Below are 23777 nucleotides of genomic sequence, written 5' to 3' on the forward strand. Positions count from 1 at the left end.
CGACTGCCACTCAAAACAGTCCAACATTACCCTCCCACACCACTTACTGCTCCCCAAGGTCAACTTGCAAAGAGGCTCGTAAGTGCCTCAGGGAATTGGAGGACTGTTTTGAGGAAAAGGAGCCTTTAGTCTCTGATTTCTTCCACCATTAAGATTCATGGAAATCAGAGACTAACAGCGACTGCCACTCAAAACAGTCCAACATTCCCCTCCCCCACTTACACTCCTTGCAATTTACCCCACTTCCAAATCAAATCCACCCTTAGAAAACTGACTATTATACAAATCAGCATAAAATCCATTTTGCGCTAATAGCTCATCGTGAGTCCCTTTTTCAATCACAGAACCGTGGTTCATTACAAGAATGAGGTCAGCATCTTTAATCGTAGACAAACGGTGTGCAATCACAAAGCTAGTTCTTCCCTTCATGACTTCATTCATTGCCTTTTGAATAAACACTTCTGTCCGAGTATCTACGCTACTTGTCGCTTCATCCAAAATCATAATCGGTGGATCAGCCAGAATCGCCCGAGCAATCGTAAGTAGCTGCTTTTGACCTTGAGAAATATTCGAAGCTTCTTCATTCAAAATCGTCTGATAACCTTCAGGTAATGTCCGAATAAAGTGATCGGCATGTGCTGTTTTTGCTGCACGATACACATCCGCTTCGGTTGCCCCTTCTAGCCCATAAGCGATATTTTCCATAATGGTACCGTTAAATAACCAAGTATCTTGAAGCACCATGCCAAAGATGGTACGTAAATCGCCACGCTTCATCTTCGTAATATCTGTACCATCAACGGTAATCTTACCACCATTAAGCTCATAGAAACGCATAAGCAGGTTAATCAGTGTCGTTTTCCCTGCACCTGTTGGCCCCACGATAGCTACCGTTTGTCCTGCCTTCACATCAATATTCATATCTTGGATCAGAATATGCTCTGGGTCATATCCAAACTTCACAGACTCAAAGGATACATATCCCTCTGCTTCTTTAAGTACAGTAGGTGTACTTACCTCTGGCACTTCTTCCTCTTCATCCAAAATTTCAAATACACGTTCTGCCGAGGCTACTGTTGACTGAATAATGTTGGCAATATTCGCCGTTTGAGAAATCGGCATCGTAAATTGACGTGAGTATTGGATAAATGCTTGCACATCACCAATTGTAATCGAACCTTTTGTTACAAAAATACCACCCACGACGGCAACCAACACGTACCCGATATTACCAATAAAGCTCATGATCGGCATAATGACACCAGAAATAAATTGTGCCTTCCAGCCTGCTTCATATAAGCGATCATTAATTGTGTCAAATTGCTCTAGCGACCTTTGCTCACGTCCAAATGCTTTAATAATTTTGTGCCCTGTGTACATTTCCTCTACGTGACCATTTAGTTTCCCTAACTCTGCTTGCTGACGTACAAACTGCTTTTGCGAACGTTTTGCAATTGAGGTAATCGCAACCACACTAAGCGGAAGGGTGACAACTGCAATTAAGGTTAACCAAGGGCTAATCGTTAACATCATCACCACAACACCAATTATGGTAAGGATCGATGTAATTAACTGCGTCAAGCTTTGCTGTAAAGTGGAACTGATGTTATCCACATCATTTGTCACTCTACTTAACGTTTCTCCATGTGTTCTTCCGTCAAAATATTTTAGTGGCAAGCGATTAAGCTTATCGCTGACGTCTCGACGTAGATCATAAACAGTTTTTTGCGCAACACTAGCCATAATGTATTGTTGGAAGTAACTAAATAATGCACTAAGTGCATAAAACCCTAGTAAGATGAGCAAAATTTGTCCCACATAGGTGAAATCAATCGCCGCGCCAGGGATACCTTGCATTTTTGCAATTAAACCTTCAAAAAGTTTTGTTGTTGCTTTCCCCATTATTTTAGGGCTGACAATATTAAACAGCGTACTAATAACCGCCATCAATAATACAAAAAATAATTGCATACGATAAGGTCGAATATACCCCATCAATCTTCTTAAGGTGCCTTTAAAATCCTTCGCTTTCTCTACAGGCATCCCCATGCCTGGACCTCCATGTCTAGGACCGCCATGAGATCTTCTGCCATGTTGCTCCTTACTCATGCGATCTCCTCCTCTGACAACTGTGAGCGCACAATTTCTTGATATACTTCACAGGACTCCATTAACTCTTGGTGTGTACCAATTCCGGCAACCTTTGATTCATCCAGCACAATAATTTGATCCGCATCTAAGACAGTACTTACACGTTGCGCCACAATAATGACAGTGGACTCCTCAGTTTCATCCTTTAGCGCTGCGCGTAGCTTCGCATCTGTCTTGAAATCAAGTGCAGAGAAGCTATCGTCAAACACATAAATTTCAGCTTTACGCACAAGAGCACGAGCGATAGAAAGACGCTGCTTTTGTCCTCCAGATACGTTAGTCCCTCCCTGTGAAATCGAGGATTCATAACCATGCTCCATTTCGGAGATAAAATTTTCTGCCTGTGCAATTTTAGCCGCATGCTTGATTTCTTCTTCTGTTGCATCTTCCTTACCATAACGAATATTATCGTTAATCGTTCCTGTAAATAAAACTGCCTTTTGTGGTACATAGCCAATTTTTTTACGCAACTCTTCTTGTGACAGAGAACGAACATCTGCCCCATTTACAAGCACTTTGCCTTGTGTAACATCATAAAATCTCGGAATGAGACTCACGAGTGTAGACTTACCTGAACCCGTTCCACCGATGATCGCCGTCACTTGACCAGGTTTTGCTTCAAAGGAAACATCAGAAATCGCTGGATTTTCCGCACCTGGGTAGCTAAAGCTAACATTTTGAAACTCAACATAACCTGTTTTGGAAGTTCTGCTAGCCGTTGAGCTTGGATTTTTAATGACGGGTTCCATTTCAAGCACTTCATTAATCCGCGCACCAGATGCCGCAGCACGAGGAATCAATACAAACATCATCGATACCATCACTAGCGAGAACATAATTTGCATCGCATATTGAATAAATGCCATCAAGTCGCCCACCTGCATATGACCCGCATCAATACGAATTCCACCAAACCAAATAATCCCTACTGCTGATATATTCATAACAAGCATCATAACGGGCATCATGAGTGCCATAATTTTATTAACTTTAATTGATACATCCATCAAATCTAAGCTTGCCTTATTAAAACGTTTAGATTCATGCTCCACACGGTTAAAGGAACGAATAACACGAATCCCCGTTAAATTTTCACGTAATACAAGGTTGAGCTTATCGATTTTTTGCTGAATACTTTTAAATAACGGAACCCCTTTGCGGGCGATCAAGAAGATAGCCAATGCAAGTAATGGAATAACGACAATAAAAATGAGCGATAACGTAGCATCCTTAGAAACTGCCATAATAATTCCACCAATCGCCATCATCGGTGCCATTACCATCATACGAAGAACCATAATTAAAACCTGCTGAAGCTGATTAATATCATTTGTTGTACGTGTAATGAGTGAGGCTGTGCCCACCTTATCAAATTCCTGCAACGAAAAGTTGGATACGTGTCCAAATACTTTTCCGCGTAGTAATTTACCATAACCTGATGCAGCAACAGAGGAAAAATAGCTTGCACCAATCGAACATGCCATACCTAAAAATGCAACGATTAGCATGTAACCGCCGATTTCCCAAATATACTGCGTATCGCCTTGAACGACACCTTTATTGACAATGTCAGACATCAAGGTAGGTAAATACAACTCAGATAATGCCTGAAAAAATACAAGAATTAAAACAAAAATGACAGGAGTACGATAAGGCTTCAAATATTTAATTAATTTCATCATGTTTTTATCATCCCCACTCTAAACTCTAATGCTGTTTCTTTTTATATTCCCCATCCAAATACTGATAAGAGCTATTTAATAATTCAATAAATTGCTTTGTTTTTTCTTCGCCTAAAAAATCACATAACCCTTGTATCGTAGCTGAAAATTCATGCACTGCCTTATTAGTGACCTCTTCTCCAGCTTCAGTTAGTTCTACACGCACCACTCTTCGATCTACCTGATCGTTTAAACGGATGACAAAGCCTTTGGTTTCCAAGCCTTTTATAAGCTGGGTTATCGTGGGCGAAGTCACCTCCATTTTAGTACTAATCTCCGATATGGTTATGCCCTGTTCGTATGTTTTATAAAATTTACGGACGATGAACAACACTTTCATTTCGTTAAAAGTACAGCCCTCTTGGGTGTTTTTTTTCCATTCTGCACGACGAAAACGATGAAATGCCTCCATTAATTTATGTGCATTAGTATCATCTTCCCCTACTCTCACATCATCACTTCCTTGTATGTGCTTCGTATACACACTATTAATATAGATAAATAGTTAGGTATACAATTTATTTATAAACCTAAGTATATGAGTCTAAAGTTTTAATGTCAACATTCTTTTAAAGACAATAATTAGTGAAAAATACAGAAAAAGCTTCTAATCCTCACATGAGAAAACCCATGAAAATACTGGAATTAGAAGCCGTTTTAATTTGAACGATGTAAGAATCGATGTTATAGTCTTTTACTCATTTACAATATGGGGTGGCAAATTACTTTGTAAGTAATCTAAGCTTTTAAACTCATAGCCTTGTTTTCTAGCTTCATCAATAATTGCACCCAAGCTCTCTGCATTATCCTTGGAAACAGAATGTAGCAACAAAATGGCACCAGGGTGGAATTGAGACACTACACTTTTAAAGGCATAATTCGATCCACGCTGTACCTTAGTATCCCAATCCTTATAAGCGATTGACCAAAATACATTCGTATACCCTAATTCCTTGCTAACACGTAAGCTGCGATCACTAAAAACACCCCGTGGTGGTCTTAAATAGTTCATGACAGGATTACCTGTCAGCTCGCTAACCGCCTTATGCACCGATTCGAGCTCTTCTTTAATCTTGGCATCTGAAATCTTTGTCATATCAGGATGATTCCAAGAATGATTCCCGATTAAATGTCCTTCCTTCGCAATCCTCTTCACTAAATCTGGCTGATCCTTGACATAATGACCTGTTACAAAAAAAGCAGCAGGCACCTTCTTCGCCTTGAGAACATCTAAAATCGGTGGGGTAAAACCATTTTCATAACCATTGTCGAAGGTTAAAAACAACTCCTTACGTGACGGATCTCCTAAAAAGATGGCGCCATTTTTCGTAAGTATATCTTTAAAGCCTTCTTCATCAATCGAAGCTAGCTTCCCATTTACACTTTTTTTAAAGCCAAAGTTAAAAGGGACATCTGCCGCTTGTGTACGGGGTGCATATTGACCACAAATCAATGTGAACAAAAGTGAAGTTAACACCAACGAGACTAAGGTTCGTTTCATTTTTTGCAATCTCTCCTTAATTCTTCATTTCTGTAGGTTATCTTCCCTTAATGTCCCTTTGTTCCTTGAAAAGTATGCACCAAAACTACAGGTCATCTCCAATTGTTTACATCGTCGTTGAGGTTGAGGTCGTCTTTAACGGTAACTTCCGTAGCCATAGGGACAACGGCAATGCCAATAAAGCGATACCTGTAGCAAGCAAATACACATCATTTACGCTTAACGTATAGGACATTAGCGAAATCTGATCCATATTACTTACACCAGCATGCACCATTTCAGAGGCGTGAGTCTGCGTTCTAGAAGCAAGCATCGCGGCAAATAATGCAATCGCAAATGAACCTGTAACATTACGAATCCAATTACTCATAGATGAGGCATGTCCAGTTAACGGAAGAGGAATGACCTCCATCGCCGCATTGTTAGCAGGCATATTCGTTAAGGCTATGCCGATATTTCGCACCGTCATCCATACAATAATATACATATGTGGGGTACCTACACTAAGCCAGCTCATCTGCAATGTACCAAGCACAATTAAAACTACACCTATGAAAATCAATACCTTTGGCCCTGCGATATTGTATAACCGACCTACAAAAAATGTACATACCGCCATCACCAAAGAAGAAGGCAACAATATAAGCCCTGTATCTAGTGGTGACACATGCTGAATATTTTGCAAAAATACAGGGGTTAGAAATGTTCCAGAGTACAGAGAAATCGTCATAATACTGCTAATAACAATCGCCAGCGTATACCGATTAAATCGAAAGACACCTAAATTCAAAAGTGGCGCTTCTGTAACACGCTCACGCCATATAAAAATTGCAAGCAAACTAACACCAGCGCTAAGCAACGCTATGAATTTCCAAGAACTCCATCCCCATGTATGCCCTTGACTAAAGGCGATAAGGATAGCTAAGCTACCAAAAACAACGGTAATTAGTCCCCACAAATCAAAGCGTTTAGGGACTTGCAGGCGATAATATGGAATTAACTTAATGACTAAGGCAATCGCAATGATTCCAATTGGAATGTTAATAATGAATAAATAATGCCAGCTTAAATGCTGTAAAATCCAGCCGCTTAAAGTGGGACCAAAGGCAGGTGCAAGCATAGAGGATAAGCTCCATAAGCTCACTGCAACAGCTTGCTTCTCTCTGGGAACAACCTGATAAATAATCGTCATCGTTGCTGGCATAATTAATCCGCTACAAGCACCTTGTAGAAAGCGGAAAACGATCAGTGAGGGGGCACTCCAAGCTATGGCACAACATAAAGAGAAAATAACAAAACCAATTAATGCAAATAAATATAATCGCTTGTAGCTAAATCTCTCTCCTAAATAGCCAGCTACAGGTGCAAAGCTCCCCATGGCAAGCATAAACCCCGTTAATGCCCATTGCATCGTAGCCAAATCGGTATGAAATTGTCCCATCATAATCGGGATTGCAATATTTATCGTACTAATGCTCAAAATAGAAATGAATGAGCCAAAAATGATAGCAATAATAATCGAAGCGATTTTGGGAGAATTAGGGGAACCATGAAGTGTATTTTCTAATTCATCTGTACTTTCTATAGTGTCTATTTCAGTGTCTATTTCAATGTCTATTTTACCGTCTGTTTTCGTCGTAATGTCTGTCTTTGTTGTGATGTCTGTATTCACTGCTCCTACTCCTCCATGTTGTACCAATCTGAGTTAGCTAGCACAGTTTGTGCGAACCTGATCCATTCTCTTGTTGCAAAGGAAAGATAGCGATCTTCACGCCATACGATCCCTAATTTCCATGGGATGACTGGCTGGGTTAGCTCTACGATCTTGACCTGCTTCTCATCAATCTCACGACAAATTGTTTCAGGTAATAACGTGATTCCTAGACCTGCCGCCACCATCTCACTTATTAGATCCCATTGGGAGCTTTCATAGATCACATGTGGCTGAAAACCCACCTTTACACATTCTCCAATAATACGATCATGGAGTGTGAAATCTTGGCGGAACAAAACAAAGGCGTCCTCAGCGAGTTCACTGAGCCGAACCTCTTTACGATGTGCCAATGGATGTGTGGGATGCAATACAAGCTTAAGCTTTTCCTCTACAAAAGGAATACTTTGAAGCCCCTCCTGTGTTGTTGGTAATACCGCCACACCAACATCGAGCAACCCATTCATCACATCTAGCTCCACTCTTTTAGCACCATCTTCAAAAAGCTGAATTTTTATCTCCGGATACTTGTTATGAAATTGCCCAATGACACGAGGGAAAAAGCTTGCCCCTACCATCGGCGGTAAGCCAATACGAATATTGCCTTGCTTTAGATTGCGTAGATCATCGAGTTCAGCCGTTAAATTATAAAATGAGGTTACAATTTGCTGTGCTTGGTTCACAATAATTTCGCCTGCGTCAGTCAACGCCATCTTTTTGCCTGTGCGATCAAATAAAGTGACACCTAGCTCCTCCTCCATTGCCTTCATCGTTTTACTAATCGTTGGTTGCGTAATATATAACGCTTCGGCTGCTTTCGTGAAGCTTTTCCATCTTGCTACCTCAATTAAGTATTGGAGTTGCCGAATATCCAAGTAAAATCCCCCTTTCTTACAATCATTCCAATATGGAATACTACTCATTCTATATATTCATTTTACTCATGAAAAACCGTGTTGTATATTTACATTATAAATCATTTGTTTTCATAAAAAGGGAGAGGAGAGCATTTATGCGCACCATAAAATCAATGCTGCTAAGTATAGCACAAGTCGGCTTATTGTTCCTATTGTCTATGGGAATGAATGTTGTAGCAAATGCGCTTCATCTTCCTATTCCTGGTACGATTCTTGGCATTATTATTTTATTTATTTTGTTAAAAACTGAGGTTGTAAAGCTATCTTGGATTGAATTAGGTGGAAATTGGCTGCTTGCTGAATTGTTATTATTTTTCATTCCTTCTGCAGTAGGAATCATGAAATATATACCGATATTAGAAAACCAAGGTCTACGTATCCTAGTGGTCGTCATAATAAGTACATTTATTGTGATGTTAACATCTGGTCTTACAGCAACACGGATTACAAAAAGGAAGGAACGTGGGCTATCATGATTCACGCATTATTATATATCGTTGCGACCCTTACCATTTATGCTATTTCTAAAAAAATATATCAACGTTATCCTAAGGTATACCTTTCGCCTTTACTTATCACACCAGTAATGCTCATCCTCATTTTGATGACTAGAGGGATTTCATTCGAGGATTATAATACAGGTGGCCAATGGTTAAGCAAAATGCTTCAGCCTGCTACGATTGCTTTTGCGATTCCTTTATACAAATATTATGATGTGCTCAAAAAACATGCCGTTGTTATTTTGGTGAGTGTACTTACAGGCTCCATCACAGCAATCGTATCCTCTGCATTAATCGCAGAGCTGTTAAAGCTAGATGCATCTATGGTAAATAGTTTAATTCCACGTTCAGTAACTACACCTATTGCTATGAATATATCGCAGATTATCGGTGGCGTGCCTAATATTACAGCCGTGTTTGTCATCATTACGGGCTTGCTTGGTACGATGCTCGGTCCAATGATTGTAAAATGGTTTCGTATTGAAAGTGAAGTTGCTCGTGGTGTATTGCTAGGCACAGGTGCACATGGGACTGGTACTTCTAAAGCATTTGAATTTAGTTCACTAACTGGAACCATCTCTAGTATTTCGATGATTGTATCTGCATTGTTGACGCTTGGCATTGCGCCCATATTGATTTCATTGTTAGTTTAAAGCAGCGTAGACCCCAAGGCAATATGCCTCAGAGTCTACGCTTTTCTCTATTATATCGTTATAGCTAGTTTAGTGTTATGCTGTAGCAAGTGCAGTAAATACGATTGGACCAATGACTGTTGCTTGTGCGCCAGCATTTTGAATTTCAACAGATAATACATAGTCATGGACACCTGGAGGAACGTTCACATCAGCAGCAACAAGCGAAGTTAATGAAACATTTTCGAAATCTGTTTCTACAGCTTGGAGTGCATAATAGATTTCACGTCCATCTCTAAAAATACGGAATAATATTCTCGGAATACCCACTACACCCTGTAATCCAACTGTTGCATTTAATTGTACATTATTAGTAGGACGGTTAGCTGGAATAGGAACTCTTACTAAAGCGATCCCTTGACCAGCAGGGGTAGTCGGAATCGGGATTGCAGCTCCATTTGTAATTGGGGTAGGAACATTGACCACATGAGCTAAAACTTCAGCCATTTCTACCAACTCCTAATATAAATTAAGAAAAACATCAAGCTAAATACGTTTAAAGAAGTGCTTATCATTACGCTATTGTTTTTCTTGAGATATACTATGAGGATTTGATAGAAATGGTATAGATGAAGTTGCTAGTAGATTCGTATATTTTTAATATTATAGTTTAACTGCTTGTCCGATCTTTGCAGATTGCACTGCCGCATAGGTTACCTTTTGCGTCTTGACTGCGTCCGCATAGTTGGATAATAGATGGGATTCATCCCCCGTTTGTACCGCATGAATAAAAGCAATAGATTCCGCCTCGTACGGGTTACCTTTACTATGATAAGTCGTTTTAACTCCCTCTGCTTCAACCTCTAAACGCTCAGGCGTCCAATCCAATATACCATGGTCGGTATATAAGCTTAGGCCCGTTTTTCCGATCCCACTTGGTAAAATACACGTATTAGAAATGGTAGCAATCGCTCCACTTGCCAGCTTCATCGATACAGTCCCTACATCGGGAACGGTCACCCCGTCATATTTTTGCTGTAAAACTTGGTTGGCAAATGTAGCGTACACCTCTGTTACTTCCCCTGCGGTATACCTTAGCAAGTCCACAATATGTGTCGTTTGTTCAATAAATTGCCCACCTGACAAGGCTTCATCTCTCCACCAAGCTACTCCTGGCATATCCCCCATCCATACACCTTCGGCAAATCCAACAGTACTTCCCTCTATCAGTTCCTTCATCATTTGAATCGATTCTTTATATCTAAAATGATAGCCAACTGCGTTTACGACAGGCTTGGCCTCCAGTGCTTTTAAAATACGTTCAGGAGTTTCAATATCTACACCCACTGGCTTTTCAACAAAAAACGGAATTCCTCTTTCAATAAGTGCAAGCTCAATTTCACCATGAGCCATTGGCGGTACAGTAATGTAGACGGCATCTAGCTGTACTTCATCTAGCATACGAAGCGTGTGATCAAATGCTTTTGCTCCGACATAATGGGCTGCAAATGTCTCAGCTTTTTCCATTGAAGTCCCTACAATAGCGGCTACGTTTACCCCCTCCATCTGACTTAAAAGATCGCCATGCATCTTCCCAAACCAACCTGTCCCGATAATTCCAACTTGGATCGACATGATTAACCTCCTTCATATTATAAAAAGCTCCTATTTAATTTAACGGTAAGATGGAAAAAAATGATTAATTCCGAAGTTTTTAATGAAGACTCTATCTTTAAATCAGTGATTGACAAATAGCCCAAATTTGCGAAGAGACAAAGGATTCTGGAGAAGTGAAACGTTCGTATTTAAAACCAAATTCTAACAAATAAAATCTAATAATAAGGAATCTGGTTTTAACAACGATCGGAAGAACCTTTGTTCCGCAGCTTACCATCAATTTTATTGTCAATCAGTAATTTCATATAGATTATTAATTAATCCAAAGTTAATCTAATTTAGTCATGAACTTGATCTAAATATGGCTTTGTTAATAGCTGACATAGATATTACAATAATCGTAAGAAAATCGAGAAAAGAAAACTAACACAAAAATTAGACATAGGATAGAAAGGTGGATTTATACGATGGCAACAACTGAGCAAGCTAACCTCACTGCTGCACAGCAATATGTAAATGAGGTTTACGAAACGGTTAAAAAACGCAACCCCGGTGAAAGTGAATTTCATCAGGCGGTCAAAGAAATTCTTGACTCGCTTGTTCCCGTATTCGCCAAGCACCCTAAATACCAAAACGAGTCGATCCTAGAGCGAATTGTAGAGCCGGAGCGTATCATTTCGTTCCGCGTGCCTTGGGTTGATGATCAAGGTAAGGTACAGGTAAACCGTGGCTTCCGTGTACAGTTTAACAGTGCAATTGGACCTTACAAAGGTGGGCTTCGCTTCCATCCTTCTGTCAACGCTAGCATTATTAAATTTTTAGGCTTCGAGCAAATTTTTAAAAACTCATTAACAGGTCAACCGATTGGTGGCGGTAAAGGCGGTTCTGACTTCGATCCTAAAGGAAAATCAGATCGTGAGGTTATGAAGTTTACGCAAAGCTTTATGACAGAGCTATCTAAATACATTGGTCCTGATACTGATGTACCTGCTGGGGATATTGGTGTAGGCGCTAGAGAGATCGGTTATATGTTTGGACAATATAAACGTCTTGTTGGCGGTAATGAAGCGGGGGTATTAACGGGTAAAGGCTTAACCTACGGGGGAAGCTTGACGCGTACAGAAGCAACAGGGTATGGCCTCGTTTACTTTACGCAAGAAATGCTTAAAACAAAAGGCGAGAGCTTTACGAATAAAACAGTCGTTGTATCTGGTTCTGGTAACGTATCAATTTATGCGATTGAAAAAGCACAGCAGCTTGGTGCGAAAGTCGTTGCATGTAGTGATTCCAATGGTTATGTATACGATAAGGACGGAATTAACCTTGATACCGTAAAAAGAATTAAAGAAGTAGAAAGAAAACGGATTAGTGAATATGTGAAGGAGCACCCAACTGCACAATACGTAGAAGGCTGCCAAAACATCTGGACGATCCCTTGTGATATCGCATTGCCATGTGCAACCCAAAACGAAATTAACGAAGAAGCTGCCAAAACATTAGTAGCTAACGGTGTGAAATATGTAGCTGAAGGTGCTAACATGCCTTCTACGTTAGAAGCAATTGAGGTTTACCTCAGCAATGACGTTTACTTTGGACCTGCTAAAGCAGCAAATGCGGGTGGTGTAGCGGTATCTGCGCTTGAAATGGCACAAAATAGCGCAAGACTCGCTTGGACTTTTGAAGAAGTTGATACAAAATTGCAAAATATTATGACTAACATTTACAACAACAGTGTAAAAGCTGCTGAAGAGTACGGTCATACAGGCAACCTTGTTGTTGGTTCAAATATCGCAGGCTTCTTAAAGGTAGCAGACACAATGATCGCTCATGGTGTGGTGTAAACGCAAAACGCAACAAAAAGGATTTGAAGTTTCTAGAAAACTAGACCTTCAAATCCTTTTTTAATAATTACCTATTGGCTATATTGAAATATTATTCAAATGAAAACTTTCCATATTTAGAAGGTTTTGCTCCAACAATAACTTTCTAATGTCTGCTTGAAGCCCATACTCTTATACCAAGGATACGGCTCTTCATCAGGAACAACATATACAACATTCGCACCAAGCTTTTTACATTGCTTCATTGATTCATAAATACATGCTTTTGCTAAGCCTTGACGTCTGTATTTTTCTCTTCCAATGCTAGTTCTCCTTCCTAAGTATTTGACATTAGACAAGCTTAGCTACTCTGAAATTTTGGACCCATCTCTTTCAAAAAGTCATGAAACAGCTTCTCCGTTGGTGATAACTCCCTTGTGGCAGGCGTGATGATCCCCACATCTCTTGTCACAACTGAATCCACAATGGGTAGGCTTACAATGGAGGAAGAAAGATGCTCTCCCACTGCAATTTCAGGTAACAATGTGACTCCTAACCCTGCTGCAACCAAGCCTTTAATCGCATCAAGATCATCACCTTCAAATGACACTAGGGGCTGAAAGCCAATATTTGTGCAAGCGTGTACAACAATATCTCGCAGGACAAACCCCGAAGGAAATAATACAAATACATCATCCATCAGTTGCTCTAGCTTCACTGAGTTTTGAGTCGCTAAAGAATGGGTGGCAGGTAATAAAGCAACAAACTTCTCCTTAAACAAGACCTCAACATTCACTTGCCGTTCATGCTTAGGCACAGGTCCCATTATAGCTAAATTCATCTCGCCCTTAATAACCCATTCGATCAATTCCTTATATGAGCCGTGCTGAAGCTGAAAATGAACTGCAGGATATTGCTCTCTAAAAGCAGACACAATGCTTGGAATCATATGTGCCGCTAAACTACTTGGAAAGCCAATCCGTACCGTCCCTTGCTCTGGATCTAAATATTCATTAATTTCCTGCTTTGCATTTTGGATCACCTTCATCAAATGTTCCATATGTGCTAAAAATAATCGCCCGATTGGCGTTAACTTCACCTTGCGCCCCTCATGAATGAACAAGTCCACACCAAGCTCTGCTTCTAATTTAAAAATTTGACGACTTACCGCTGATTGGGATACGTGTAGCATATAAGAGGCTTCCGTCACATGCTCCAGCTTCGCTACTTCAATAAAATATTGAATTTGCCTTAGTTCCATCGCGCTCACCTCTTCTGTCTTACTTTTTGCTTCAACTTTTGCTTGTACCTATTATGACTGCTATTAACCCAGATGTACAGTTACACTAGTTTCCTAGGTAGTTTGATAGATTGACTTTTTTAATATTACAAGTTAAAATTTTCTAGTAAATGCATATTTTATAATCACCTCAGACTACTCCTCATGCTTCTACTCATAAAGAATTGACACTATCCTATCTTACATATCTCATAGTACACATCTACAGCACACATCTCACAGTGCACTCAAAACACACTCATAGTACACATGAATACACCTCTTGCTCTAACAGCACAAATTAAAAATCCAGCCTACAATACTAATCAATCGCAACAATTATCTCTTTTAAATTTCAAAAAAAAGAAAGCGCTTTATATCCCTTATTTTAAGGAAACTATTTGTATTTTTAGCATCTATTCTGAAAGGAGGTGGGGCTTAAGGCTACTCCTGCCATATTTGCAGCAACGTATTTATTTTATTTTTTAGCCAAAAATCATAGGGAGGTAATTTTGTGAAGCGCAAAAAATGGTTGTCTAAATTTAGTGCTGTCCTTCTTTCTGTTGCCCTGATCGGTAGCTCCTACCTCACAGCATTTCCACAACAGGCTAAGGCTGCAACTAGTGAACCTTATCAATGGAACAAGGTCTTTACGGGCGCTGGTGGTGGCTTTATCCCCGGCATCATTTTTAATGAAAGTGAACCCGACCTTATTTATACAAGAACAGATATTGGTGGTGTGTATCGTTGGAACCCAGCCGATAGCAGTTGGATTCAGCTTATGGACTGGGTTGGCTTTGAGGAATGGGGTAAAACAGGTGTAGATGCATTAGCAACAGACCCTGTTGATCCAGACCGCGTGTATATTGCTGCAGGCACGTATACGAATAGTTGGGAGTCGACCAACGGTTACATTTTACGTTCCACAGATCGTGGAGATACTTGGGAGGAAACGGAGCTTCCTTTTAAAGTAGGAGGTAACATGCCAGGGCGTTCTATGGGTGAACGTCTAGCGATTGATCCAAATAAAAACAGTATTTTATACTTTGGTGCACGTAGTGGGAATGGCTTATGGAAAAGTACAGACTATGGCGTAACGTGGAATAAGGTTGAAAATTTCCCGAATGTCGGTAACTACGTTCAAGACCCTACTAACGAATACCAAAGCGATATTATGGGGCTAGCATGGATTACATTTGATAAATCTACCGGTACACTAGGACAACCTACGCAGACTATTTATGTTGGTGTTGCTGATAAGGATGAGAGCATATACAGAAGTACCGATGGAGGCGCAACCTGGAGCGCTGTACCGGGACAACCAAAAGGCTTCCTTCCACACCATGGCGTCCTATCCTCTACTGGAGAGTTATATATCCCTTATAACAATGGGATTGGCCCTTATGACGGGACTAAGGGAGACGTATGGAAATACAATACAAAGACGGGAAAATGGACAAACATTAGTCCTGTCCCTTCCACTGATAGTTCACAAACGTTTGGTTATGGCGGACTAGCTGTAGATGCCCAAAATCCAAATACGATCGTGGTAGCAAACCTTAACCAATGGTGGCCAGATGCAAATATGTACCGTAGCTTAGATGGCGGAGCAACATGGAAACCGATTTGGGAGTTTAATGGCTATCCAGACCGTAATTTACGTTATACGCTAGATATTTCCGCTGCACCTTGGCTTGATTTTGGTAATTTACCTGAACCACCCGTGCCTTCTCCAAGACTTGGCTGGATGATTGGCAGTCTTGTCATTGATCCGTTTAACTCAGATCGAATGATGTATGGTACAGGTGCTACGCTATATGGCACAGATAACTTAACAAATTGGGATAAACCAAACGGTGTCATTGATATTGAGGTAAAGGCTAAAAACATTGAAGAAATGGCGATTTTGGACTTGGTTAGTCCACCATCAGGTGCTCACTTATTAAGTGCAATCGGTGATGTGACTGGCTTCCGCCATGATGATTTAACGAAGACACCTGAAAAAATGTTTGTTAATCCAAAAACTTCAACCTCACTTGATTTTGCACAAAATGATCCTGAATATGTTGTGCGCGTAGGAAAGATTAACAGATCAGAAACGCCAAATGCTAAAGCGATTGGCTTCTCTCGCGACGGAGGTAGCAATTGGTACACAGCTAGTGAGCCGCAAGGAACGAGCGGCGGTGGTAGAGTGGCTGTCTCACCTGACGGGGAAAGCATCGTATGGAGCACAGAAGAAACAGGGGTGTTCTACTCCCACAGTAACGGTAACTCTTGGACTCGTAGCAACGGCGTTCCTGTAGGGGCTGTTGTGAAATCTGACCGTGTGAACAGTAATAAATTTTATGCGATTGGTAAGGGGAAATTTTATGTAAGTACCGACCGTGGGGTTACATTTACTGAATCTGCTGCAACAGGTTTACCAAACCCACCATATCAAAACCTAGATTTTAAATTAATGCCAACGATCGAAGGTGATATTTGGTTAGCGGGTGGAGATACGGAAAGCGGTATTTATGGAATCTGGCATTCCACTGATTCAGGTGCTACCTTCACTAAGCTTGATAATGTAGAGGAAGCTAATGTAATTGGTATTGGGAAAGCCGCACCTGGACAAACGTATGATGCCCTTTATACAAGTGCAAAAATTGACGGTGTACGTGGTATTTTCCGTTCCATTGATGCTGGCGCTAGCTGGGTAAGAATTAACGATGATGAGCATCAATACGCTTCCACTAATACAGCTATTACAGGTGACCCTCGTATTTTTGGACGTGTATATATTGGAACAAATGGACTTGGTATTGCATATGGAGATAGCCTGACTACTCCTGAGCCAGTTAGAAATTCAACAATCACACCAACAGCAGCTTCCTTTGACAAGGCAAGTGCAACTAACGATGTATCTGTAGCGTTAACCTTAAATGGTAATACGTTATCTGCCATTAAAAAAGGAAATGTAGCGTTAACTGAAGGAACCGATTATACCGTAACAGGCACAACTGTAAAATTAAGCAATAGTTATCTAGCCTCACTTGCGGTCGGAAATCATAACTTGACCTTTGTGTTTAGCGCTGGAGCAAATGCGGTATTAAAGGTCGCGATAACTGATTCCGCTGCGCCTGCTAACTCTAGTATTACACCAACAACAGCTACCTTTGATAAAAAGGTGAGCAATCAAGCTGACCTCTCTGTTGCACTTACACTAAATGAAAATACGCTAACCAATATTAAAAATGGTGCTGTAACGTTAGTTGAAGGGACAGATTATACGTTAACAGGCAATACCGTTAAAGTATTAAGTAGCTATTTGGCGACTCAGCCACTTGGCAGTACAAGTCTGACCTTTAATTTCAGTGGTGGTACCCCTGCGGTGCTGGCTATAAATATTGTAGATACAACAACACCAATTCCTGTAGATAGTGACATTACGTTACAGGTATACAATGAGAATAGAACTGCATCTACACAAAGTATTAATCCTCAGTTTAAGCTAATTAACTCAGGAGACGAGCCGATTGACTTGTCTGATGTGACATTACGTTATTACTTTACTAGCGATAGTGAGCAAGGACATCAATTTTTCTCTGATTGGGCGAGCATCGGCAATCAACATGTCACTGGAGCCTTTGTGAAGCTACCAACGGCTACAGCTACTGCGGATCACTATTTGCAAATCGGATTTAGCAATGATGCTGGTGTCCTTCAGCCAGGGCAAAGTGCCTTCATCCAAACTCGTTTCTCCAAGCTAAATTGGAGTAGCTTTAATCAAGCTAATGATTATTCGTTTGATGCCCTTTCAACAACATATCAAGACAACACAAAAGTTACAGGGTATGTGGCAGGTCAGCTAGTATGGGGAAATGAACCTCAATAATAACTAATGGAAAAATTTTAAAGACCTCCTAACCACGATTTGTGGAAAGGAGGTCTTTATATTTGTATGCTAATTTATTGTGGCTTATCGAGTTCATACAAATGACGATATCTTGGCTCACGCTCCATCAACTCAGCATGCGAGCCTTGCATAATAATTTTGCCTTGCTCCATAAATATAATTTCGTCCATCTGCTCTGCACCAACAAGGTGATGGGTAACCCAGACTAAGGTTTTACCTGTTGTACTATGGAAAATCGTAGACAATAGTTCACGCTCTGTACGTGGATCAAGCCCTACTGTAGGTTCATCCAAAATTAAGATCGGTGTATTTTGCAATAACACACGCGCTAAGGCGACACGTTGACGTTCTCCACCTGAGAACCGTTGTCCTGTTTCCCGCATCGGTGTATTTAAGCCTGCTGGGAGACTAGCCACCAGCGGGGATAGCTGCGCTCGTTCAACGGCATCCATCATTTCTTCTTTCGTGCATCCGCTATGTCCCAATGCAATATTATTTGCTAATGTCGTATCAAATAGATGAGGACGTTGATTTAATACAGCAATCACGTGGGCAATCTCATCCCCAAATTGATGCGCACTGATCCCATTTACTGTGACGCTTCCCTCAGTTGGGACTAGAGCGCCCTGAATCAATTTTAATAATGTAGATTTGCCCGCACCACTACGTCCAATAATTGCGATTTTTTTGCCTTGTGGAATGTCTAAGGAAAGTGATTGTACCGAATTACTTTCACCTTCATTGTAACGAAAGGCAACATCAACTAATGAAAGATTAGCAAGCTTGGATGCTGCGCTAATCTCTTCTTTTGTTAGCTGGCGAAGCCCACTCTGTGCATTACCTGCTAACATTGAATCAGAACCCGACATCCCATCCAATCGGTTCAGGGATTCCTGATACCCCGGAATACGCTCAATCGCCTCCGATACAGGCAAAAAGGCATCTGCAATTGGAAATACAACTAAGGTAAAGGCAGCAATTAACGTAATATCAATCTGCCCTGCCGCCGCTTGGTTGCCTGACCAATAGAGCATGGAGACAACAACGATCCCTACCACGAGTTGACCGATTAGCATCCGCCATCTACTCCAAGCTCGTAGTTTTCTTTCCTTTTGCGCTACAGTAGCTTCTTCATTTTCATAATCATGTAAGAAGTGGCCTTGTCTTCCGCTAATGACCCAATCGCCTATTCCCATAACTGCATCCGTTAGCTTTTGGTATAAGCCGTTACGCTCTCTTTTTACCGCTTTATTAGTACCCTTAGTTAACTTCCATGATATATACGGCAACACAAAAACTAAGATAAAAATATAAATCGCAACTAAACCGGCAAAGGTGACATCAAACCCACTAATCCCAATCACCGCCGCTGCATATAACACAACAGCAACCAGACTTGGAAACACGGTACGAATATACACGTTTTGAAGCTGTTCGATATCATCCGCTAGTGCGCCAAGAATGTCACCTGTACGATAACGAGAGGAAATAAACAAAGCTTGGGGCTCCAAAATCCGATAAAGCCGTACACGCATTTTAGATAAAATACGTAATACCGCATCATGACCAACAAGACGTTCAACATAATGAATGACAGACCGACCAATACTAAAGGTACGTACACCTACAATAGGCACGTAAACTAACAATATATTGTAGGGCATCGTAGCAGACTTTGAAATCAAAAACCCTGACGTAAACATCAGCATCCCTGCACACAATACAGTAAGGATCGACAGAATCAAATAGAGGGCAAATCTTCCGCTATATTCCCGAAAATAAGGTCGTAACCAGTCTTCTTGCTTCATGCTAATCCCTCCTGCTGCAAGTGGAGCATGTTATAATATGCACCTTGTAATTGCATGAGTTCATCATGACTTCCTCTTTCCAAAACCTTACCTTGCTCCATCACAATAATTTCATCCATATTAGACATCCAATGAAGACGATGTGTTGCCAAAATAACGAGTCTATTGTCAAACAACGGCAACATCGTTTCCTTTAGCTCATACTCAGTTTCAATATCTAAATGAGCAGTTGGCTCATCCAGCAATATAATTGGACGACCTGTTAATAAAGCACGCGCTAAGGCGACACGTTGCTCTTGTCCACCACTTAATGCACGTCCACCGCCGCCGATCTGCTCATCATAACCTTGTGGCAAGCTTGACACCAATTCACCTAAACCAGCCGCCTCAGCAGCGTCTCGAATTTGCTCACTTGTAGCGTCAGGACTGTAAAAGGCAATGTTTTGACCTAATGTACCACTAAAAATATAAGGGTTTTGCGGAATATATGTAATCTGATTACTCCAATCACTATGCATTAAATCATGCACCGCAACCCCATCAATCTCAAATTCACCTGCAGTTGGACTTAAAAACCCGCCTAACATATCGATAAGCGTAGACTTACCAGCGCCACTTTCGCCTACAATTCCAATCTTGCGTAAACCAGAAATTTCAAGTGAAACGTCGCTCACCGAAGGAATGTGGCTATGTTCATGACTTAATCCGATACCACGGAGTTTAAGTGTACTATCTTGTTTCCAACTTAGATTAACATTTGCAGGAAGTGCCACATGCTGAGCTTCTCTCGCCTCTGCGGAAGTAATAATTTGATTCATCGCTTCCCCTGCTTCTTTTCCATCTAGTGTGGCATGATAATCTGCCCCCACCATTCGTACAGGTAGGAAGTATTCAGGTGCTAAAATCAGCACAGTTAGCGCAGGTAGTAATGAAATATGACCATCAATCAATCGAAGCCCAAGGTTAACGGCAACAGAAGCGACCGACAACATCGTAAAGAAATCAAGGGCAAAGGAAGATAAAAAAGCGATACGTAACGTCTTAACCGTGGCTTCCCGATACGAGTTACTAACCGTTTGAATAGATTCGCTATGTTGCTTACTACGACCAAGGAACTTCAACGTTTCTAAACCACGTAAAGAGTCAACAAAATGGTTAGACAAGGTACGATATGACTCCCATTGCTGATCCATTCGCTTTTTAGAGGCAAGTCCAATTAAAATCATAAATACAATTAAAATCGGCAAGGTAAAAGTTAAGATTACCCCTGATCTTACATCCAAATAATACACATAAGCTAATACCAGCACTGGCGTCATTCCAGTAGCAAGCATTCGTGGAAGAAATAGTTCTAAGTAATTACGGAACTTAATGACCCCTTCAATTACAAGGGTAACTAAATTCCCTGTACCCGCAACTCCTGCATACCGTGGACCAAGCTGGAACAACTTATCCAGAACTTTTTTACGCAAATCTCGACTTGTTTTATCGGCAAAATGGGACGCTGTACGCTGCTGCAACAATACGCATAGCTGTCTCACTGCAAATGCAATTAGGAACAATCCGGCTGTGCCGAACTGTTCCTCTACTTTTGCGCCCGCAAAGAGGGCAGAGACAACCTCTGCCAGCCACTTTGCTTGCATAATTATCGCGATACTCTGAATCAATGTTAATAAAGCCATAATTATCATTACTGGCCTAATTCCTTTGAAGTTCATCAATCCACGACCCATTAGTATTCCAAATGCTCCTTTTCATGAATGCGTTTATGAAACACAAAATAACTCCAGATTTGATAACCTAAAACAAATGGTAACAAGGTTAAAGCTACAATACTCATTACTTTCAATGAATATTGTCCTGATGCTGCATTGGTTAATGTTAATGAGAAAGCATCATTAATAGAGCTAACCATAACTCGAGGGAACATCCCTACAAAGATCGACGCAAAAGAAAGTGCAATTACGCCCCCAGTCATCCCAAATGCCCAACTGTCCTTCTGCTTAACCATGAAGTAGCCTGCTAATAAGAACAATACAACCCCTAAGATCGCGATGATGGTCAAGATACCACCACGAACCTCAAAAATATCCGTTTGGAAATAAGTCATTACTGCAAATACAACTAACAATACAGCAAGTGGATACAACAATGTCTTAGCTAGCTTACGCGCACGTAATTGAAGATCGCCCACTGTACGTAAAGTTGTAAACATTAAGCCATGCACTAAGCATAGCATTACAACGGTGATTCCACCCATTACAGTATAGACATTAACCATATCAAATAATCCTGCTCGCATTTCCATATCTTCATGGATCGGAAGACCCTTCATCATGCCTGCAAAAACAACTCCAAGTAAAAATGGAGGGAGTAGGCTACCAAAGAAGATAGAAGCATCCCATGATTTTTTCCAAGCTTCTCCCTTGCCCTTGCCACGGAATTCAAAAGCAACCCCACGTGCAATGAGCGCAAGCAATAACACAACAAGTGGAGTGTAATAACCACTAAACATCGTAGCGTACCAGTTCGGGAATGCAGCAAACATCGCGCCCCCCGCTGTAATTAACCATACTTCATTAGCATCCCAGAAGGGACCAATGGAGTTGATCAAAATCCGCTTTTCCATATCATTTTTAGCCAGAAATTTTGTACTCATCCCTACCCCAAAATCAAAGCCTTCGAGGAAGAAGAAACCGATAAACAATACGGCAACAAGCACAAACCACAATTCATTAAGAGACATGGTATCCCTCCTTATCATATGGATCTGCATGACTATCATCATGATCGTCTTTCGCATATGGTCCTTTCTTAATCGACTTGACGAACAAGTAAACCATAATGATACCAAGAACCGCATAAATTAAGGTGAATGCAATCAAAGAGAATAAAATCTGTCCACCCGTTACACTTGGTGAAATACTATCCTTCGTTTGCATTAAGCCAAATACAGTCCATGGTTGACGTCCAATCTCGGTCATAATCCAGCCTGCTGTATTTCCAATGAACGGTAAGGAAATTGCCCATAACATCATTTTGTAATACTTTTTGTTTGGATTTGCTAATTTCTTTCGTGCCATTAAATAAGCACCATATAGACTTAGTAAAATCATAATTGAACCTGCCGCAACCATGATCCGGAAGCTCCAGAAGGTAGTTCTTACTGGTGGTATATAATTACCTGGTCCGTATGTTTGTTCATATTCTGCTTGAAGCTCGTTCATCCCTTTAACTTCACCCGAAAACTTACTATAGGATAAAAAGCTTAAAGCGTAAGGAATTTTAATTTCAAAGCTATTTTCCTTTTTCTCAGGGTCGATATGCGCATACACAGTCCAAGGCGCAGGATCACCACTTTTACCCCAAAGACCTTCAGATGCAGCCATTTTCATTGGTTGAGTCTTCACCAAATATTGCGCTTGGGAGTGTCCAACCAATGCTGTACCAAAGGAGGAAATTAGAGCAACAATCAATGCAATCTTAAATGATTTCATAAAAAATTCTGTATCTTGTTTCTTGAGCAACTTATAAGCACTTACCCCTGTAATGAGGAAAGCACCTGTGGCAAATGCACCTAATACAGTATGCGGGAACTCAACCCATAGCTGTCCATTAGAAATTAGTGCAAAGAAGTCGTTCATCTCCGCCCGACCATTAACCACCTCGAACCCAACTGGTCTTTGCATAAAGGAGTTCGCAGCTAAGATCCAGAACGCTGACACGGTAGTTCCTATTGCAACAAGCCAAATACACATTAAGTGAACCTTTTTTGATAAGCGGTCCCAACCAAAAATCCATAAACCTATAAATGTCGATTCCATGAAAAAGGCGAACAAGGCCTCAACGGCAAGTGGCGCACCAAATACGTCACCCACAAATCGAGAATAATCAGACCAGTTCATCCCGAACTGGAACTCTTGAAGAATCCCTGTTACTACCCCTACTGCGAAGTTAATTAGAAATAAATGTCCCCAAAACTTTGCCATCTTTTTGTAAATTTCTTTGCCCTTGACGACATACATCGTCTCCATGATCGCGATAAGCAACACCAGACCAATAGACAGTGGCACAAAGAAGAAGTGGAAAATGGTAGTCACTGCGAACTGAAGGCGTCCAAGCATAACCGGATCCAACATATCTCTTCCCTACTTTCTCATCATTATAATTATCTAGGCATTTTGCATAAATGCTCAACTATTGTGAATTCTATCACTGTTTT

The 23777-nt window shown here is 40.8% G+C and carries 18 protein-coding genes; 4 read left to right on the forward strand and 14 right to left on the reverse strand.

Annotation, left to right across the window (positions count from 1 at the left end; translation table 11 throughout):
- Window positions 1-234: 234 nt before the first annotated feature.
- The 6 genes from ABE099_RS17470 to cidR form a co-directional block, all read right to left on the reverse strand.
- On the reverse strand, window positions 235-2109 hold the full coding sequence (locus ABE099_RS17470; RefSeq protein ID WP_430032365.1) for an ABC transporter ATP-binding protein: 1875 nt from the start codon (window positions 2107-2109) through the stop codon (window positions 235-237).
- Window positions 2106-3833 (reverse strand): ABC transporter ATP-binding protein, encoded by a 1728-nt coding sequence (locus ABE099_RS17475; protein WP_430032366.1) that lies wholly within the window; start codon window positions 3831-3833, stop codon window positions 2106-2108. The genes ABE099_RS17470 and ABE099_RS17475 overlap by 4 nt, the downstream gene beginning before the upstream one ends.
- A 25-nt stretch (window positions 3834-3858) precedes the next feature.
- Complete coding sequence (locus tag ABE099_RS17480; protein ID WP_430032367.1) at window positions 3859-4323, reverse strand: MarR family winged helix-turn-helix transcriptional regulator; 465 nt, start codon at window positions 4321-4323, stop codon at window positions 3859-3861.
- Window positions 4324-4566: 243 nt separating this feature from the next.
- Window positions 4567-5373 (reverse strand): delta-lactam-biosynthetic de-N-acetylase, encoded by an 807-nt coding sequence (gene pdaA, locus ABE099_RS17485; protein WP_430032368.1) that lies wholly within the window; start codon window positions 5371-5373, stop codon window positions 4567-4569.
- 106 nt (window positions 5374-5479) lie between these two features.
- A complete protein-coding gene (locus tag ABE099_RS17490; protein ID WP_430032369.1) occupies window positions 5480-7045 on the reverse strand; it encodes an MDR family MFS transporter in 1566 nt (521 codons plus the stop codon).
- Window positions 7046-7050: 5 nt separating this feature from the next.
- Window positions 7051-7959: a cidABC operon transcriptional activator CidR gene (gene cidR, locus ABE099_RS17495; RefSeq protein WP_430032370.1), complete on the reverse strand. Its 909-nt coding sequence runs from the start codon at window positions 7957-7959 to the stop codon at window positions 7051-7053.
- 146 nt (window positions 7960-8105) lie between these two features.
- On the opposite strand from cidR, the gene ABE099_RS17500 reads away from it, so the two are divergent.
- Together ABE099_RS17500 and ABE099_RS17505 are read left to right on the forward strand one after the other, a co-directional pair.
- The gene (locus ABE099_RS17500) at window positions 8106-8477 is read left to right on the forward strand and encodes a CidA/LrgA family holin-like protein (RefSeq protein ID WP_430032791.1); all 372 of its coding nucleotides are present in this window, start codon (window positions 8106-8108) and stop codon (window positions 8475-8477) included.
- A complete protein-coding gene (locus ABE099_RS17505) occupies window positions 8477-9154 on the forward strand; it encodes a CidB/LrgB family autolysis modulator (RefSeq protein WP_430032794.1) in 678 nt (225 codons plus the stop codon). Before ABE099_RS17500 ends, ABE099_RS17505 begins: the two co-directional genes overlap by 1 nt.
- 75 nt (window positions 9155-9229) lie before the next feature.
- Here the strand turns inward: ABE099_RS17505 and ABE099_RS17510 are convergent, their stop codons facing one another.
- Complete coding sequence (locus tag ABE099_RS17510; protein WP_430032371.1) at window positions 9230-9640, reverse strand: exosporium protein C; 411 nt, start codon at window positions 9638-9640, stop codon at window positions 9230-9232.
- 156 nt (window positions 9641-9796) lie between these two features.
- On the reverse strand, window positions 9797-10768 hold the full coding sequence (locus tag ABE099_RS17515) for a Gfo/Idh/MocA family protein (RefSeq protein WP_430032372.1): 972 nt from the start codon (window positions 10766-10768) through the stop codon (window positions 9797-9799).
- 449 nt (window positions 10769-11217) lie between these two features.
- Between ABE099_RS17515 and gdhA the strand changes: the two genes are divergently transcribed.
- On the forward strand, window positions 11218-12591 hold the full coding sequence (gdhA, locus tag ABE099_RS17520) for an NADP-specific glutamate dehydrogenase (RefSeq protein WP_430032373.1): 1374 nt from the start codon (window positions 11218-11220) through the stop codon (window positions 12589-12591).
- Window positions 12592-12707: 116 nt separating this feature from the next.
- On the opposite strand, the gene ABE099_RS17525 is transcribed toward gdhA, so the two are convergent.
- Together ABE099_RS17525 and ABE099_RS17530 are read right to left on the reverse strand one after the other, a co-directional pair.
- Window positions 12708-12929 (reverse strand): GNAT family N-acetyltransferase, encoded by a 222-nt coding sequence (locus ABE099_RS17525; protein WP_430032374.1) that lies wholly within the window; start codon window positions 12927-12929, stop codon window positions 12708-12710.
- Window positions 12930-12931: 2 nt separating this feature from the next.
- Entirely contained in the window at window positions 12932-13831 is a 900-nt protein-coding gene (locus ABE099_RS17530) for a LysR family transcriptional regulator (RefSeq protein WP_430032375.1), read from the reverse strand.
- 532 nt (window positions 13832-14363) lie between these two features.
- Between ABE099_RS17530 and ABE099_RS17535 the strand changes: the two genes are divergently transcribed.
- Window positions 14364-17726: a X2-like carbohydrate binding domain-containing protein gene (locus tag ABE099_RS17535; protein ID WP_430032376.1), complete on the forward strand. Its 3363-nt coding sequence runs from the start codon at window positions 14364-14366 to the stop codon at window positions 17724-17726.
- A gap of 74 nt (window positions 17727-17800) precedes the next feature.
- Here ABE099_RS17535 and cydC read toward each other — a convergent pair whose 3' ends face one another.
- Genes cydC through ABE099_RS17555 form a run of 4 tightly spaced genes read right to left on the reverse strand, consistent with a single transcriptional unit; the run spans window position 17801 to window position 23691 of the window.
- Entirely contained in the window at window positions 17801-19555 is a 1755-nt protein-coding gene (gene cydC, locus ABE099_RS17540; protein WP_430032377.1) for a thiol reductant ABC exporter subunit CydC, read from the reverse strand.
- Window positions 19552-21288 (reverse strand): thiol reductant ABC exporter subunit CydD, encoded by a 1737-nt coding sequence (gene cydD, locus ABE099_RS17545; RefSeq protein ID WP_430032378.1) that lies wholly within the window; start codon window positions 21286-21288, stop codon window positions 19552-19554. Before cydD ends, cydC begins: the two co-directional genes overlap by 4 nt.
- Window positions 21288-22301 (reverse strand): cytochrome d ubiquinol oxidase subunit II, encoded by a 1014-nt coding sequence (cydB, locus tag ABE099_RS17550; protein ID WP_430032379.1) that lies wholly within the window; start codon window positions 22299-22301, stop codon window positions 21288-21290. Before cydB ends, cydD begins: the two co-directional genes overlap by 1 nt.
- Window positions 22291-23691 (reverse strand): cytochrome ubiquinol oxidase subunit I, encoded by a 1401-nt coding sequence (locus ABE099_RS17555; RefSeq protein WP_430032380.1) that lies wholly within the window; start codon window positions 23689-23691, stop codon window positions 22291-22293. Before ABE099_RS17555 ends, cydB begins: the two co-directional genes overlap by 11 nt.
- Window positions 23692-23777 lie beyond the last annotated feature (86 nt).

Origin of the sequence: Paenibacillus turicensis (genome assembly GCF_050461185.1) — a bacterium.
Taxonomy (GTDB): Bacteria; Bacillota; Bacilli; order Paenibacillales; family Paenibacillaceae; genus Fontibacillus; species Fontibacillus turicensis_A.

What these genes read in the sequence shown, in the direction of transcription:
- ABE099_RS17475 (WP_430032366.1), bottom strand. Translation starts at nt 3,833, where the DNA reads ATGATGAAATTAATTAAATATTTGAAGCCTTATCGTACTCCTGTCATT.
- ABE099_RS17510 (WP_430032371.1), bottom strand. Translation starts at nt 9,640, where the DNA reads ATGGCTGAAGTTTTAGCTCATGTGGTCAATGTTCCTACCCCAATTACA.
- pdaA (WP_430032368.1), bottom strand. Translation starts at nt 5,373, where the DNA reads ATGAAACGAACCTTAGTCTCGTTGGTGTTAACTTCACTTTTGTTCACA.
- cydB (WP_430032379.1), bottom strand. Translation starts at nt 22,301, where the DNA reads ATGTCTCTTAATGAATTGTGGTTTGTGCTTGTTGCCGTATTGTTTATC.
- gdhA (WP_430032373.1), top strand. Translation starts at nt 11,218, where the DNA reads ATGGCAACAACTGAGCAAGCTAACCTCACTGCTGCACAGCAATATGTA.
- ABE099_RS17515 (WP_430032372.1), bottom strand. Translation starts at nt 10,768, where the DNA reads ATGTCGATCCAAGTTGGAATTATCGGGACAGGTTGGTTTGGGAAGATG.
- ABE099_RS17470 (WP_430032365.1), bottom strand. Translation starts at nt 2,109, where the DNA reads ATGAGTAAGGAGCAACATGGCAGAAGATCTCATGGCGGTCCTAGACAT.
- cydC (WP_430032377.1), bottom strand. Translation starts at nt 19,555, where the DNA reads ATGAAGCAAGAAGACTGGTTACGACCTTATTTTCGGGAATATAGCGGA.
- cydD (WP_430032378.1), bottom strand. Translation starts at nt 21,288, where the DNA reads ATGGGTCGTGGATTGATGAACTTCAAAGGAATTAGGCCAGTAATGATA.
- ABE099_RS17530 (WP_430032375.1), bottom strand. Translation starts at nt 13,831, where the DNA reads ATGGAACTAAGGCAAATTCAATATTTTATTGAAGTAGCGAAGCTGGAG.